The 15,207-nt window shown below is 62.3% G+C and carries 11 protein-coding genes; 7 read left to right on the forward strand and 4 right to left on the reverse strand.

Annotation, left to right across the window (positions count from 1 at the left end):
- Positions 1 to 60: 60 nt before the first annotated feature.
- Positions 61 to 3,576, reverse strand: coding sequence for a DUF4020 domain-containing protein (locus QTH97_RS16590; RefSeq protein ID WP_286569420.1), 3,516 nt, complete (start codon positions 3,574 to 3,576; stop codon positions 61 to 63).
- A gap of 462 nt (positions 3,577 to 4,038) precedes the next feature.
- Between QTH97_RS16590 and QTH97_RS16595 the strand changes: the two genes are divergently transcribed.
- The gene (locus QTH97_RS16595) at positions 4,039 to 5,007 is read left to right on the forward strand and encodes a hypothetical protein (protein WP_286569422.1); all 969 of its coding nucleotides are present in this window, start codon (positions 4,039 to 4,041) and stop codon (positions 5,005 to 5,007) included.
- A 50-nt stretch (positions 5,008 to 5,057) separates the two neighbouring features.
- Here the strand turns inward: QTH97_RS16595 and QTH97_RS16600 are convergent, their stop codons facing one another.
- Both QTH97_RS16600 and QTH97_RS16605 read right to left on the reverse strand, forming a co-directional pair.
- Positions 5,058 to 6,032, reverse strand: a complete 975-nt coding sequence (locus QTH97_RS16600; protein WP_286569423.1) for an AraC family transcriptional regulator — start codon at positions 6,030 to 6,032, stop codon at positions 5,058 to 5,060.
- Positions 6,033 to 6,503: 471 nt separating this feature from the next.
- The gene (locus tag QTH97_RS16605; RefSeq protein WP_286569424.1) at positions 6,504 to 7,043 is read right to left on the reverse strand and encodes a MarR family winged helix-turn-helix transcriptional regulator; all 540 of its coding nucleotides are present in this window, start codon (positions 7,041 to 7,043) and stop codon (positions 6,504 to 6,506) included.
- A gap of 238 nt (positions 7,044 to 7,281) precedes the next feature.
- Between QTH97_RS16605 and QTH97_RS16610 the strand changes: the two genes are divergently transcribed.
- The 5 genes from QTH97_RS16610 to QTH97_RS16630 are packed head-to-tail and all read left to right on the forward strand — an operon-like array spanning position 7,282 to position 12,069.
- Positions 7,282 to 8,520 (forward strand): CaiB/BaiF CoA transferase family protein, encoded by a 1,239-nt coding sequence (locus QTH97_RS16610; RefSeq protein ID WP_286569425.1) that lies wholly within the window; start codon positions 7,282 to 7,284, stop codon positions 8,518 to 8,520.
- The gene (locus QTH97_RS16615) at positions 8,511 to 9,356 is read left to right on the forward strand and encodes an HpcH/HpaI aldolase/citrate lyase family protein (RefSeq protein ID WP_286569426.1); all 846 of its coding nucleotides are present in this window, start codon (positions 8,511 to 8,513) and stop codon (positions 9,354 to 9,356) included. The genes QTH97_RS16610 and QTH97_RS16615 overlap by 10 nt, the downstream gene beginning before the upstream one ends.
- A gap of 16 nt (positions 9,357 to 9,372) precedes the next feature.
- A complete protein-coding gene (locus tag QTH97_RS16620; protein WP_286569427.1) occupies positions 9,373 to 10,062 on the forward strand; it encodes an RraA family protein in 690 nt (229 codons plus the stop codon).
- On the forward strand, positions 10,059 to 11,057 hold the full coding sequence (locus QTH97_RS16625) for a phosphoglycerate dehydrogenase (RefSeq protein ID WP_286569428.1): 999 nt from the start codon (positions 10,059 to 10,061) through the stop codon (positions 11,055 to 11,057). The genes QTH97_RS16620 and QTH97_RS16625 overlap by 4 nt, the downstream gene beginning before the upstream one ends.
- A gap of 25 nt (positions 11,058 to 11,082) precedes the next feature.
- Positions 11,083 to 12,069: a Bug family tripartite tricarboxylate transporter substrate binding protein gene (locus tag QTH97_RS16630; protein ID WP_286569429.1), complete on the forward strand. Its 987-nt coding sequence runs from the start codon at positions 11,083 to 11,085 to the stop codon at positions 12,067 to 12,069.
- A gap of 352 nt (positions 12,070 to 12,421) precedes the next feature.
- Here QTH97_RS16630 and QTH97_RS16635 read toward each other — a convergent pair whose 3' ends face one another.
- The gene (locus tag QTH97_RS16635) at positions 12,422 to 13,624 is read right to left on the reverse strand and encodes a reverse transcriptase domain-containing protein (RefSeq protein WP_353655637.1); all 1,203 of its coding nucleotides are present in this window, start codon (positions 13,622 to 13,624) and stop codon (positions 12,422 to 12,424) included.
- Here QTH97_RS16635 and QTH97_RS16640 point away from each other — a divergent pair.
- On the forward strand, positions 13,596 to 14,495 hold the full coding sequence (locus tag QTH97_RS16640) for an ABC transporter substrate-binding protein (protein WP_286569430.1): 900 nt from the start codon (positions 13,596 to 13,598) through the stop codon (positions 14,493 to 14,495). The genes QTH97_RS16635 and QTH97_RS16640 overlap by 29 nt on opposite strands.
- Positions 14,496 to 15,207 lie beyond the last annotated feature (712 nt).

Genomic DNA, 15,207 nt, shown 5'->3' on the forward strand with positions numbered 1-15,207 from the left:
ATCCTGCTCGTCGCGTGCCTAGTGCCCGCGAGGCGGCAGCCGTTCCGATCGCGACACGGTCTATCGCTTGACCCCGACTTGAGCCAACCCGTCATCGAGTTGCCGCCTCAGAGCAGGTGCAAGAGCAGGAATGCGGCCGGCAATAGTTCCGAGATCACCGGCGTGGTAGCCGACTACGCAACTGCACAGATAAATCAGCAACTGAGCCGTCTCGGCGGGGTAGCGCGTGACCAAGTCACTCTCTTTCAAACCGTACAGGACACCGCTGTGCTCGATGCGGACAGGGGGCGAGCGGACAACTAGCGTTACCGCGGTCGGGAACGATTCGCTGAGGTCTGGCAACCACTCGATCATGGCCCGAATTTCGGCCTCCTCTAATTTGACAGGGACAGCCTGCAGGCGGTCTTGCCAATAGCGATGCAGCCAAGCGTCCCAGAGCTCCCGTCTGGCGGCAGGCTGCAACTGGCGGAGGTAATGGCCGACATGGGATGCGAAACCGATTCGGTCGTCCACTGAGCCGTACTTGAAGAGGGCAGGCAGAAGGTGAGCCATCGGGTCGGTGACATGAAACACCGCCAGGGCCGCATAGAACTCGACAAAGCGACGCCGTCGATCCGAGAAATCGACGTTGAGTCGTTCCAATGCTCCAATGAAAGCGGACATCAAAGCTTCGACCAACGCCGGATTCAGCCGGCCCCAGACGAGGAATCCGTCCCATGCTTGGCGGAACTTCTGGCGATCCTTGTCGCTGAAGAGCGGAACGACGTGTTGTCGCGTCCAGTCGTCGCTGAGTCTGAACAAGAAGGCAGTCTGACTGGCCAGAAGGGAGCGACCTAAGCCGCCCTTCGATGTGGCGTCCTGAGCCACCACCGTGAACCATTGCCGGTAGTTGTCGGGTAGAACTCTTGCGATTCCTCCCTTGCCGTGCATGAACAGCGACAAGCCACTGATCCAGAACTCGACGATCACGCCGGCCGGTCGGTTGATGGCGCGCGACAGCCAGTTGTCAACATCCTCGTCCTCAGCGTTAGACGGGAGAGCCTGCCAGACAGGTAGCGCGATTGCGTTGGCGTCTTCGAGCAGATCAAGGGCGAATGGCTTGCCGCCGTCCCTGACGAGCGCGTAGAGCAGATTCGCAACATCGTATGCGTGCGCTTCTCGCAATTCCCGCCTTGACGCAACAGCCAGCAGCCTGCGCCAGCCATCCACCCCAAGTTCGGCTTCCTGCAATCCTCGAATCACAGCGGGCCAAAGGTCCGATGGCCATAGCAGCCTTTCGCTCAAAGCCTCCGCGAATGCGAACGCCCAACTTGATTCCTGCTTGCAGGCGTCGCGGACGCTCGCTATCAAGCCGTCCCTGTCGGCCCCGTCGAAGCGGGTACCGTTGAAGTTGAGCAAGTCATCGAGTTGCTCACCGGGGGTGCGAGCCAAAAGCTCTTCAACGGACCAAGGGCTTTGCGAACCTACCCATTCCGCCGAACCCGTCCAATGAGTGAGATCGGGATGGTCGGAGGGAATCCAGTGCGGATACTGGGCGGTGATCGGCGCCAGTGCCGCTCCAGCCAGCGGGCAATCCGGCTTCGACTGCAGCAACCATGAGAGCCAGTTGAAATGCGCGCGTGCGGTTCGCATCTCGGCGGATTTGTCATCGCTCGCCGGCAATGTGTGTGCGAGCACGGCGTTCACAATAGCTTGGCGCATCTCTTCACTCGCCTTTCCGAAGCTCAGAAACGCCGCACGGTGAATCTCGTGATGTTCCAAGAAATTGTTCAGATCGACTCGATTCAGAAGCCATCTCAAGCGCTCGTCGGCCGACATTTGCGGAAGAACTGTAGTCGCGTGAATCGCCAGTCGCCGTAGCAAGGGGACGTCCGAGGCAATGAGTCTTTCGATCCATGAGTTGGCCAGAGCGGGCGTATTCCCTGCAAGCCATTCGAGAGCATCACGAGCCGCATCGATCAACACGTCAATTGCTTCCGGGTGCCGATCCTGCTCGTGGGCCTCTATCGCTGCCCGGCCATAGCTCACCGAATCCCAATCCTGAGTCGCAACCTCCCAGGCCCTGAGATCGTGATGCATCTCTTCCAGACGCTGGGAGATTCCAGAAAGCAATGGCTGCGCTGTCGAAGCGATCTGAGGTTGTAGATGTTTGGTCCAGACCTCATTCATGGACCAGTGGTCAGCGCGCAGGACGCATTCGGCGTCTATTCCTCGTTGCTCGCCATCTTTCAGCTCGTGCCAGACGAATTTAGGTTTGATGTTGAGCCTGTGTTGCCCCATTGAGAGCAAGACCTTCAGCGTCAGCCCGGGGAGGCCCTGGTCACCACACCGTTCGGCGAGCCACGGCAGCACGTGATGATCTGTGGCGGCGGGTGCCGTGGCGAGCAAGATCGACACCCAGCGCTTGAGTGCGGACTCCTCCAGCGGCTTATCCTTCACGACGCCCAGTTCACGGCCGATGGACCACCAAAAATTGGGGTTCAGTCTCATGCCATGTTTGGCAAGCAAGTCGAAGATCACGTTTGGATGTTCGATAGCAAAATGCTCTGCCAGCCACCATGCTAAGAGCTTGTCTCGCTCGCTCAGTTCTGCTGGGGAGAACAGTGCATCGAGATGCTTACGGGCACCTAACCACTCGGGCCATTCCGCGCTTCGTGCGACATTGGTGAGAAAGCGCGTGGTGTGCACCTCACGAAGCGCCTGTTCGACTTCGCCGCTGGCTTCCGCGTCGGCCGGGGGCTCTCTCCCGCCGATCTCCGCCATGCGGGTCTGCCAGTCCAAGGCCCCACGCGTCGCGCGCTCAGCGAGCATTTGAACGCCGTCGTAAAGCTCTTGATAGGCGCTAGGACCCTTACCTCGATTGAACCGAACAGGCTTGATGCCAAGGAGGTCCCAGCTTCCATCTTCGTCAGTGAGGGCGAAGCGTCCGACTGCAACCTCGGCGGGCAGCGCGCGGGCGAGATAGTTCATCACCACATCGTTGTGGCTATAGCCCACGAATAGCACCGTGTATCGGCGAAAGACATCCAAGAGGAAGCGTCTGGCCCAACCTTCGGTCAGGTAGGCCCGACCAAAGTCCGCATCGGTCAGGACCAGGTCTCGCGCATGTGGAAGCGCACCGTGCACATGGACGATGCCGGTAAAGTCGTAGCCGAGAGGCAGGGCCGGAGCGTGATAAACGCGCGGCTCTGAGCCGAACAAGGCGTTGGCTGCTGTTTCGAAGTGTCGATCGAAGTTTGTGGTCACGACCCGAACTCTCTCTGCCGTGCGAAAGAGGCGCAGCAGAGAACAATGCAGAGCATTCGGAGCACTTCCAACAGGAGACAACGATTGGGCCGCGCGCTCGTGTACTGCTACCTTGCGATGCTGCAGCGTTCCCAGAAAGCGGTCGAGTGGCTCTGACTCGGTTGGAGCCAGGCCAGTGCCCAGCGCGATGTCGTTGGCGAGTTTCCAGAAGCTGGCTAGATTGGATGGCGACCCCATTGAAACCCCGGCACCGGCAAACACGACGAGGTTGTCGTCGCGCAGCGCATCGAGAATGCAGTCGTCGAATTCGATCGTGCCCAGCCTTGTCATTGTGCGTCTCGCGTTGTACCTGAAGTTGTCGATTGATGGGTTGCATCAGAAATCGATACGCCGTCCTGGCGCGCGACTATCCGGATGTGCAGCCGTTTGGCGGAACGATGCACGCAGCTAGTTCTATGGGAAGTTGGGGCGGGGCTTGTTGTGGTGCGGGCTCGGTGCGGTCTGGATCGCTCATAGGGGCGCATCATGCACCCTGGAATGACCGCCCTACAGCCCCAAGCAGTCGACTAGATTCGCTACCGCGAACTTCCGCAACCAGTCTGAACCACTCGCTCCGATGCGACTTTAGATCGGCAGGGCGATCCGCCCTGCGCGGCGGCTGCTGATCGATGGTCGCGCGACCCGAGGGCGACTCGGTCCGGAGCCCGGGCCAAATTTGGCCGAGTGGCTGCCATGTTCAGCGCCGGCCATGCCGCGAAGAATTTGCTCCTGTCATTCACCCAGGAGCACACCATGCAAGCCTCTCTCGTCAGCACCGATTCCTACGCCAAGGTCATTCACAACTCCAAGCGCGTGCGCTGGGACATAGAAGGCGATGTTCTGCGCGGCCGCCGCTTCGATCTGAGCAAACCGTTTCTTCCCGCGGGATTGTCTCTGGTCGACGAACTCGGCTACATGCAGGTCGGCGATCGACGTCTCCTCAGCCAAATTCAAGGCCGGAGCTATGCATACATCTTCGGTCTGGTCGAGCGATTCATCAGCGTCAAGATGCTGGAGATCGGCCGCGCGCATGCGATGGGCGACCAGGTGGCGCTGGAAGCCCTGGTGCGGATGACGGACGAAGAGATCAAGCATCAGGAGCTGTTCCGCCGGCTCGAGACCTTGATGGACGCCGACATGCCCGCCGGCTACCGCCCCGCGGCGGAGCCGAACGCCGTGGCCGCCGCGGTGCTCAGCAAGAGTACCTGGGCCGTGCTGGCACTCACGCTGCACATAGAGCTGTTCACGCAGGCACACTACCGCGCCAGCATCGCCGCCGAGGCCGACATCTGCGAGTTGTGGCGCGATGTGTTCCTCTTCCACTGGAAGGAGGAATCGCAACACGCCATGCTCGACGAACTCGAGCTCCGGCAGGAAGACGCCCTGCTCGACAACGCGCATCGCGATGCGGCCGTGGGCGAGCTGATCGAGTTGGTCGGCGCCGTTGACGGCATCCTGCAGGCCCAGGCTGCCGCCGATGCGGCTTACTTCTTCGCGGTGGCGACGGGCCGGTTCACCGGCGCGCAGCAAGAGCAGATCGCGGCGACCTTCCTCAAGGCCTACCGCTGGCAATACATCGTTTCCGGCGCGATGCAGCCTCGGTTCCAGAAGGTGCTGTTCGCGATGCTGAGCGCTGAGCAGGCGGAGCGGGTCAACAGCGCCTTGGCGCCGCTGCTGTCGATCGCCCCGTCCGAAGGTTCGCCCATCGTCGCAATGGCCTGAACGCTAGCAGCGCGGCCAGACGTGTCGATGGCCTACGCCGAACACATGCGTTATGCCGATGTGCCGATCCCTGGCGGGCCGTTCACGCGCCGCCAGGTCGCCGGAGGCATTCCGAACTCGCGCCGGAACGCGCGACTGAACGTCGCGTCCGTTTCGTAGCCCACTTCTTCGGCGACACGGGCGACGCTCAGCGAGCTGCGTCGCAGGTAGTTCGTGGCAAGCGCCATGCGCCAGCCGCCGAGGTATTGCATCGGCGACTTGCCGACGAAGTGCGTGAACCTTTCGGCGAGGACCGACCGCGACACGCCCACCTCGCGGGCCATCGCCTCCACCGTCCAGGCGTGCGCGGGCCGTGCATGCATCAGCGCCAGACACTGGCCGACGGCCCGGTCGCGTAGCCCGGCCAACCAGCCGGTCTGCTCCGGCGGGAGCTCCGCTATGTACCGGCGCAAGGTCTCCACGACCATCACCTCCGACAACTTGGCCAACACGCCTTCGGCCCCGGGGCCTAGCGAGTTCGCTTCCTGCGCGACGTGCCGAAGCGATGCCTCCAGCCAGTGCGTCTCGCCCACGCTGCGCAAGCTGATCGTTGCCAGGCGCGGCAGCGCCGTCAGGAGGGGCTGGATCAGCCGAGGGTCGCACACCATGTAGCCGCAGATTAGCCTGGTCGCGTCGCCGCCGCCGCCGAAATGTAGTAGCTTCGGACGCTCTCGCAGGACCTCGTGAGCGTCCAGATGCAGCACATCGGCATCGGGCGACGATGACATCGTGTGCGCATCGCCGTGCGGAATGAGGATGACGTCGCCACTTTGCAAGCGCTGTATTTCATGGCCCTTGAGCGCGATCCGGCACGAGCCTTCCAGCACGTAGTGATAAAGCAGCACCCTCTCGGCACCCAGCGCCAACGTGCGCGCGATCGTCGTCTCAGCAGGCGTCTCGACGCACCAAGGCGCCGTGAAGCGAGCATTGAAGAAGAGCGCGCCATTGAGTTGCACGACCTTCAGGATTTCGGACAGGGCATCCACCTTTGGAATTTAAGCGGAAGGCGGTTGGCGCGGCAATGCGTGGCTGGCTGCGACACGAATTGGACCCAAAGCACGTTGGCCCAACTACGTGCACCCGGTTTCCCAACTTCGGCTTCCAGGAGTAGCTGACGTTGTTGGACACGCCGGCAAGCTTCCGCTGTCAGTCTGGAAGAGCCTTTCCGCCCGCTCCAGCCTCGAAGCCTCGCGACCTCGGTTAGGGGCCATAACCGGGCCGAATGGTGGCAATTCCCCAATTCCGCTCCGGCCGCATTCCCTTCGGCGCGGCTCGACCCGGGCCGCGACCCACTGGGCGACCCCGCTGCCCGCTCGCCGGCGCCGGCCTCGCGCTCACGATGCGACTCCCCGCCAACGGCTCCGCACGGCCCACCAGCGCGCGAAGGCGAGTTGAATGCATGACGATGCTCACCTACCTTCAAAACCAGTCTTGAGGCGCTCCCGCAGCGCGGATTTCTACTCCCCTTCTCTAACCTCCTCGAGCATCGTCTGCGCTTCGTCTTGAAGCACGTCCAACACCCGGCAGAAAACCTCATACTCCGCCGGTTCCAAGCGTGCTTGCAACCTTGCCTGCCGTTGCAGCGAGTGTGGAATTCCACTCCGTAGGCATTCGACGCCGGCGGGCGTCAACGACAAGATTTGCTTGCGGCGATCGCCAGCGTCGCTGACCTGAGTGATCAACCCTTTTTCCGTCAGTTCCAAGGCGACGCGACTGACCTGGCTATGGTCAAAGCTCGCCATGCGAGCAACTGTCCCAGAAGGCGACGTGCCGAGTCGATTCAAGATGACAAGGCACCGCCACTGCCGGCTCGTCAGGCCTATCGAACTTTGCACCGAAGCATCCACGAGCCTCGATAAGGCCTGCGCGAGCACAGAAACCCGGTAGGTGATCAGGGCCTCTGGCGAATGGGCCGCGACCTGAGAGACAGAAGCTCGCCGCTGCTTCTTTTGTGAAGACGGCAGCCTTGCGTCGTTTGCTGTGGCACTCGTTGTCATGGCACGCATTTTCCCCGATTCATGAACGATTTGGACCTTTTGGTGCTGGTGTGTTGCGGCCGCGGAGCCACGCCGTGCCCTGGGCCTGAGTTCTGACACCTTCAGGCCGAGGCGAGGCACGCATCCCGAGTGCCTGGGCCGGTGCCCTTGGCCCTGGCCCTTACTTTATGTGCTACTGCAATGGTTGCCATAGCACATATTATTCGATACTATTCGGATCTCACCTTCGGAGACACGCATGCACATCGGCCTTGGATCCAGCTCGAGCACCGCACCGGAACCCCGTTCCGAAGGAGCGCTGGCGGGCGTGCGTGTCATCGACCTGTCGCGTCTTGTCGCAGGCAACATGCTGTCGCTCCAACTTGCAGACTTTGGCGCGGACGTGATCAAGGTCGAATCGCCTCGGGATGGCGACACCCTGCGTCATTGGCGCGAGGATCTTGGACGGGGCCAGACGCTGGACGCATGGTGGCGCGTCTACGGTCGCAACAAGCGAAGCTTGGCGGTCGACCTCCGGGCCGACGATGCCATGGCGCTCGTGCGCAAGCTCATCGGTTCGGCTCAAGTCCTGATCGAGAGTTTTCGCCCTGGAACTCTTGAAGCCATGGGCCTGGCCCCAGCGAGCCTCCACGCGGTGAATCCGAAACTGGTCATCGTTCGGGTGTCCGGATGGGGTCAGAGCGGGCCCTACCGCGACCTGCCGGGTTTTGGCAGCCTGCTCGAAGGTTTTAGCGGATTCGCGTACAAGCATTCAAAGGATGGCGTGCCGCAACTTCCGAACATGGCGCTCGCCGACATGGTGTCCGGCTTGACCGGCGCTTTCGCCACCATGGTCGCGCTGCGCGAGGCGGAGGTCGGCGGCGGCCGCGGACAAGTCGTGGATCTGTCCCTTCTGGAACCGATGCTTGCAATCATGGGGCCTGATGTGACGGCCTGCGCTGCGACCGGTCGGGTGGCCGACCCCTCGCTAAAGATTGCATCTCCTCGAGGCGTCTACCGCTGCAGTGACGGGCGCTGGGTCGCGATGTCCGGCTCCACGGACGCGATGGCGCGTCGGGTGCTTGGCGCGATCGGGAAAGCTGAAATGGCCGACGACCCGCGTTTTGCAACCAACTCGGCTCGACTCGCCAACGATGCAGCGCTCGACGAGATGATCGGCAGCGCTATCGCAACGATGGACCGGGACGAATGCCTTGCGCTTTTTCGCTCCAAGGGCGTGACGGTGGGCCCAATCTATGACTCCGCCCAGCTGCTGGCTGACGAACATATCGTCGCCCGCAACTGCTACGTCTCCTTGGGAGACACCGACGCTACGCTGGTTCACAACGTCACGCCTCGGCTCAGTGGCACGCCCGGGATCATCAGACAAGGGGCGCCCTCGATCGGACAGCACACTTGCGAGCTCTTGCTTGAGGCAGGGGCAAGCGATGCAGAGATTGCGGCGATGTCGCGCTCGGGAGCCATCCGATGCGCATGATCAAGGACGCCCGAACGCTCCTGTTCGTCCCGGCGATCTCTCCGCACCTGATTGAGAAGGCAACTGGCCGCGGCGCTGACGTGCTGATAGTCGATCTCGAAGATTCGGTGCCCATCGAGAGGAAGGTCGAGGCACGCCAGATGGCCTCTCAGGCGATAAGCCGCCTGGCGGGCCAGACGCCTGTGCTGCTCAGGGTCAACTCTTCTGCCGACCTTTTGCGCGCTGACATCGAAGCGATGCCGCTGGCGCAGATCGATGGCGTCCTTCTGCCCAAGGTCGAATCGGCGGCGCAGGTGGTTGCTCTCGCCGAACTCCTGGCGCATCCGCGTGAAGGTCAGGTCGCTTCTTTGCCGATCGCCGCTCTTATCGAGACGCCTCTGGGCGTGATGCGTGTGGAGAGCATTGCATCTGCGCATCCGTCCGTTAGCGCGCTCGGCTTCGGAGCTGAAGATTACGCATCTGAGATGCGCGTCGAGCCACGTCCGGAATCTCTGCTGTGGGCCGCCCAAACAGTGACGAACTGCGCTCGCGCGTTCGGTTTGGCCTGCTGGGGTCTTCCTGGCAGCGTCGCCGAGATCAATGACATGGATGCGTTTGCCGATCTCGTCAGGCTCGGCCGCAGCATCGGTTTCAGCGGGACGGTCTGCATCCACCCACGCCAGATAGCGCCAGCGAACTCCGGCTTCGGGCCCACGACACAGGAGCTCGAGTGGGCGCGAAAGGTACTGGCCGCAGCCGCCGAAGCTCAGGCCAAAGGCGTAGGTGCCATATCTCTTGACGGGCGAATGATCGACCGTCCCATCGTAGAGCGCGCCAAGCGCTTGATCAGACCATGAAGGACCGAAGCAAGGCATGAACGACGATCTCAAACCCATCCGCAGGGAATTCACACGCGTGTCTGCTGCGCTAGCCGAGCAAGCTGCGCGGTACGGCTCATCGCTCATCGCCGATGTTGCGGGTAGGCGTGGTGCCCTTAACGGGCGCATTCAGCCGCTCTCCCGCTCCATGAAATTCGCAGGCCCAGCGCTCACGGTTGAAGTGCGCCCAGGCGACAACTTGATGATCCATGCCGCCCTTGCACTTGCAAAGCCCGGGGACGTGATGGTGGTGGACGGCGGAGCCTACCTGGGGGCTGCTCTGACGGGCTTCCTGATGGTGAGTCAGGCACGCACCGGCCGGTTGGCGGGATTTGTGATTGATGGCGCCGTGCGTGACGTCGATGAGACCTGCTCCAGCGGATTCCCTGTATTCGCCGCTGGCACAAACCCAAATGGGCCAACGAAGGCCATCGGTGGAAAGGTGAACTGGCCGATCTCCGTCGGCAATGTAGCGGTAAATCCAGGCGATCTGATCATCGGGGACGCTGACGGCGTGGTCGTGGTTCCGAGGGAGAAGACCGACGAGGTGGTCGCCGCAGTCCAGGCCAAGCTCGAGATGGAGCAGCAGTTCCTCGCAGGATTGGCACAGGGGAAGGTCAACAACGCGTGGGTAACGAACGCTCTACGTGCGGCCGCCATGCTCGGCGCTGAAGAATCGTTGTGACTGCCACTCCAGAGGTGCTGGTCACCGCGCGATTCTTCGATCAGCAAGCGGTTCAAGCGCTTCGCGAGCGCGGCTTTTATGTGGGCAATGGTGGCGTAGCGTATGACGCGGTAGACAACACCATCACACCGGAGATGCATGCAGCACTGGTAAGTGCAAGGGCTTGGATCGCCGGCATTCCGCCTGTATCCAGGGAGGTGCTAGAGCGATACCCGAATCTGAGGATCATCGCGCGGCGCGGCGTCGGCTACGACACGGTGGACGCGAATGCCGTCAAGGATCTGGGGCGAGTACTCACGATCACACCCGGAAGCAACGAGGCGACCGTGGCAGACCACACGGTGGGTCTGATGCTCGCGGTTGGCAAGAGATTCATGGAGTCGCATCGAAGAATGCAGGCGGGTGAAAGATCGGTCGCGGTGGGCACCGAGCTCTATCGCAAGACAGTCGGACTGGTAGGACTTGGACGTATTGCGCGGCAGGTCGCGCGCCGCCTCAAAGGTTTCGAAGTGCGATTGATCACTCACGATCCTTTCCCGGACCCGCGTGTCGCAGCAGAACTGGGCGTCGAGTATGTGTCGCTCGGCCAGTTGCTGAAGGAGAGTGATTTCATCAGCCTTCACGCACCCCTGACCAATGAGACGCGTCATCTTCTCAACGCCCAGACACTCGGGCAATTAAAGCCCGCGGCCATCGTCGTCAACACAGCGCGCGGCGAACTAGTCGACGACGTCGCGCTGCTCGGTGCCCTCAAGGCGGGCCGTTTGGGTGGTGCCGGACTCGACGTTCTGGGTTCGGAACACGACCCATCGCTGGATGGAGTCACCCGGGAGTTGCTGGCACTTCCGAACGTCGTATGCACTCAGCATACCGGTGGCTCAAGCCACGAGGGACTGCAGCGCGCGAATCTGCTGGCGGCGCAGTGCGTCATCGCTGCGTTGGAGAACGTCCCTATTCCTCCGAACTGCATCGTTGCAGACGGCCGTTCTACTTGACCCATCAATCTGCAGGAGACAAAACATGACTTCGATTCTCGGAACCAAGCGCAGAACCGTCTGCCTTTTCATCGCCGGTTCTGCCTTGGCCTTTTCGGCTGCGCACGCGCAGGACACTTTCCCCAGCAAGCCCATCACGATGATCGTGGGCTGGGCGACCGGTGGCTCTGCGGACAACGTGTCGCGACTCATAGCGCAACACATGTCCACCGCTCTGGGACAGCCCGTGCTGGTCGACAACCGGGCAGGCGCAGGCAGCAACATCGCATCGGAGTTGGTGGCCAAGAGCAAACCCGATGGCTACACCATCATGTTGGCCACCCCGGCCTCGCACGGCTACAACTCGGCTCTGTACAGCAGCCTGAAGTTCAGGCCCATGGAAGATTTCTCGCCCATCGGGATGATCAGCACCTCTCCGGGCACGATGCTCGTGCCGGTCGACTCACCTTACAAGTCGCTGCGCGACCTGATTGCCGCAGCCAAGGCCGCACCTGGCAAGCTGAACTACGGATCTGCGGGGGTGGGCTCCTCGCAGCATCTTGCGGGCGCACTGTTCAACAAGATGGCGGGCGTGGACATCGCGCACATTCCCTTCAAAGGTTCGGGGCCTGCCATGACCGAGATGATGGCCGGCCGCCTGGACGTGATCATCACGACGGGACCTCTGCCTTTCGTTCAGTCCGGCAAGGTCCGACCGCTGGCAATCGCCTCTCACCAGCGTCATCCCGCGATGCCGACCGTTCCCACGTTCGAGGAAGCAGGCTTGAAAGGCTACATCACCGACAACTGGTACGGTCTGGTTGCACCCGCAAACACGCCACGACCGGTGCTTGACTCTTTGAACGCGGCGCTTGTGAAGTCGCTGGCCAGCCCTGACGTGCAGAAGGCATTCGTTGAACAAGGTGCTTTCCCCGCCAAGGCCATGAAGCCTGACGAATTCTGGGCATATGTCAGAAAGGGAATGCCAGAGATGGCTGAACAAGTGCGAGCTGCGGGTGCAAAGATGGATTGACGGCAGCCACAGAGCCTCCGAAATACCGACCTGTTCGAAAATTCGAGGCGACTGCCGCGAAGACCTCGGAGAAGTCGCGGCGCGCCGGCGGGACGATCGCGACGCACGGGAGCATCTGACGTTTTAGACGGCCGCCCCTTGGGCCGGGGTAATTGAAAGATGCAGCAGGCGCTAGAGCAGCCGACGAAGTTCCTTGGATACGGGCCTGCGACGCACGCTGCCACGTAGAAAACATTCCAGCACCTGGGCGCTGGCGCGACGGGCGGCTTCGCAGCGAGGATTACGGTAGGGACGCCCATTGCTGGACGCCCCCCGCACAGATCCGTACGTGCCCGATTCGAGCATACGGCTCCTACCTTGGGTGAGTGACGGCGAAGCGCTGGTCGGGCCACGGATGAAGGATTCGGGGCGGCGGTAGCCACGCATCAGCGAGCTTCGTCATTCGTTGCCACGTCATGTGATCCTTCTGGCTTCGACGCCGCAGCGTTCGTCGCCAGAGATCGGTGACATAGTGGCGGAATGCGCCAAGCGCCCGGGCATTCGTCGGCACCGCGTGGTACGCGAAGAACCCCGTGACCACTGCCCTCAGCCATCGGCCCTGTTCGGGGATGGCGTGGTGCATGCGGCTACGCAGTTCCTCTTTGACCTCGCGAAGCTTCGCTCGCATGCGGTCGCCCCGGCTCTTGCGCTGGAGCTGGAAGGCTCCGCGTCGTGACCTGCCGCAAATGAACGTGAACCCCAGGAAGCTGAAGGTTTCTGGCTTACCCAACCCGTTGCGCTGTCGCCGCGCCGCCGCGTGGCGGCCGAACTCCAGCAGCCGGGTCTTTTCCCCGTGAAGTTCGAGCGCGAACTGCTCGAACCTCGTTCGCATCGCATCCCAGAAGCGCCTCGCGTCGGCTTCGTGCTCGAAGCCGGCAACAATGTCGTCGGCATAGCGCACGACGATCACATTGCCGGAGGCTTCTCGCCGCCGCCATTGCTGAGCCCAGAGATCGAAGACGTAGTGCAGGTAGACGTTGGCCAGCAGCGGCGATGCCACTGCCCCTTGAGGTGTCCCCTTCTCACTGACGCTCCAGTTCCCGTCTTCCAGGACGCCCGCCTTGAGCCACTTGCGCACAAGACGGATGACGCGCTCGTCGCCAATCCGGTGCTCCAGGAATCGGACCAGGCATTCCTGGCTGACCGAATCGAAGAAGCCTCGAATGTCGGCGTCGAGGATCCAGTTCACCGGCGTATCGCAGATCGCCACCGACAGTGCGTCCAACGCGTCATGCGGCCTGCGCCCGGGCCGGAACCCGTACGAGAACCCGAGGAAGTCTTCCTCATAGATGGCGTTGAGCACCGCGACGAGCGGCTCCAGGGTTGCGGCGAAGGCCCAAGACTCGCCCGTGGTGGGGGATGCCTCGCGCGGACCGTAAACTGACATGAGGCCGCCGGCGTCGGGCAGCTCACGGAATGCGAACATCGCCGGCAGGCGCCATTCCGCGGCCAGTCCCCAAACATTAAAGGTCATCCGCGTCGGCATCATGGTGAACCCCCCGCCGGGACCGCTCATCGAGCAATACCTCGGCATCGTCCGGCAGGAGTTCGCCAAGCTCGGCTATGTCGATGGAAAGAGCATCGCCTTCGACATCCGATTCGCGCGCGGCGATCTCGCCAAGCATCCCGAGTTCGCGGCCGACCTGGTCAAGGACAACGTGGACGCGATCCTGACCTTCGGCGGCCCAGCATCGGCTGCGGCAAAAAACGCGACGTCCACGATTCCTATCGTGTTTAGCGTCGTCACCGATCCGGTGGCGCTGAAGCTTGCGGCATCGATGCAGAAGCCAGGCGGCAATGTGACCGGATTCACCAACCTCGATCCGGGCCAGGCAGCAAGCCAGATCGAACTGCTGAAGGAAGCCATCCCGTCCGTCACGCGCATCGCGATTCTGAGCGAGGAGGGGCTCCCCGGCGCGGACTCCAACGGACTCGTGCCCATAGAGCGCGACAACTCCGGCGCAGCGCAGGCGCGGGGCTTGCACGCGCAAGTCATCCGGATCAAGGGGCCGATGCCGGACTACGACGGCGCGTTCGCGACCATGCTGAAGGACAACCTGCAGGCGCTCATCGTCCTCGAAGTGCCCCAGCAGATCGGCAACCGGAAGCGGATTGCGGACCTGGCGACGAAGCAGAAGCTCCCGACGGTGTTCCCGGGCGGATTGAGCGATGCGGGAGGGCTGCTCACTTACGGAACGACGGTCGGCGACACCTACGCGGGAATGCCCGCAGTCGTGGACAAGATCCTCAAGGGCACGCCCCCCGGCGAGATTCCAGTCGGCGTCATCTCGCGCCGGGAATTGATCGTGAACGCAACGACCGCTGCGGAGATCGGCGTCGCGATTCCGCAGCCGATCCTGAGCCGCGCCGACAAGGTCATCCGCTAGAGACGTTCTCGATCGGTGCGCACAATGCCCGCGTGCCGCCGCCACGACCAACCTAACTTGCTCTTCGTCGCCGTCTGCGACACGAAGTGCGTCAGCAAGGCCGCCAAAGCTGCTCATTTCTGATCTACCGGCATGTCACACGACATCCCAAACGACCTCGGGTTTCGAACATTCATTCTGAAACGCGGTCGCCGGAAGGCAGCTTTTTGGGTGGAGTCGTCAGTCGCAAAGAAAATTGCGAGAGACGCCCTTGGGCCCTGAACGCCATTTCGCGACATTGGAAAGCAGCCGCTCACGCGCGATTTCGTCTTGGTCGTCCGTTACTGCCCGCGATCCGACGCGGGCGTCGCACTCGAACTTCTTCAACGACGTCGGCGAGGTCAAGTTCCAGATTACACCGGCCGTTCGTCAAGAAAAGAGCCAAGGTCAGGTTTTCGGCGACCGCTGTCATTCAGCGGCTGAGTATGAAAGACGGCAGACAGCCAGAACGAGCCATGCGTGTTGGTTGCTCTGCCGCGCGCGCCCTCCCATTCGCGCCATACACCCCGGCCTACTCGCCATTGGCAAATCGGCCGAAGCATTGGGGCCGGTAACGCGGCCGAATGGTGGCAATTTCGCCATTCGCTCGGGCCGCCCTCCCTTCGGCGGGGCGCAGCGGGGACCGCGACCCAACGGGCGACCCCGCAGCCCGGTCACCGGCGCCTCGGTTGCA

Source organism: Variovorax gracilis (assembly GCF_030317115.1).
GTDB classification, from domain to species: domain Bacteria; phylum Pseudomonadota; class Gammaproteobacteria; order Burkholderiales; family Burkholderiaceae_C; genus Variovorax; species Variovorax gracilis.

Excerpts from the sequence above, each read along its gene's own strand:
- QTH97_RS16615 (WP_286569426.1), top strand. The coding sequence starts at position 8,511 with ATGCGCATGATCAAGGACGCCCGAACGCTCCTGTTCGTCCCGGCGATC.
- QTH97_RS16595 (WP_286569422.1), top strand. The coding sequence starts at position 4,039 with ATGCAAGCCTCTCTCGTCAGCACCGATTCCTACGCCAAGGTCATTCAC.
- QTH97_RS16605 (WP_286569424.1), bottom strand. The coding sequence starts at position 7,043 with ATGACAACGAGTGCCACAGCAAACGACGCAAGGCTGCCGTCTTCACAA.
- QTH97_RS16640 (WP_286569430.1), top strand. The coding sequence starts at position 13,596 with ATGGTGAACCCCCCGCCGGGACCGCTCATCGAGCAATACCTCGGCATC.
- QTH97_RS16630 (WP_286569429.1), top strand. The coding sequence starts at position 11,083 with ATGACTTCGATTCTCGGAACCAAGCGCAGAACCGTCTGCCTTTTCATC.
- QTH97_RS16620 (WP_286569427.1), top strand. The coding sequence starts at position 9,373 with ATGAACGACGATCTCAAACCCATCCGCAGGGAATTCACACGCGTGTCT.
- QTH97_RS16590 (WP_286569420.1), bottom strand. The coding sequence starts at position 3,576 with ATGACAAGGCTGGGCACGATCGAATTCGACGACTGCATTCTCGATGCG.
- QTH97_RS16610 (WP_286569425.1), top strand. The coding sequence starts at position 7,282 with ATGCACATCGGCCTTGGATCCAGCTCGAGCACCGCACCGGAACCCCGT.
- QTH97_RS16635 (WP_353655637.1), bottom strand. The coding sequence starts at position 13,624 with ATGAGCGGTCCCGGCGGGGGGTTCACCATGATGCCGACGCGGATGACC.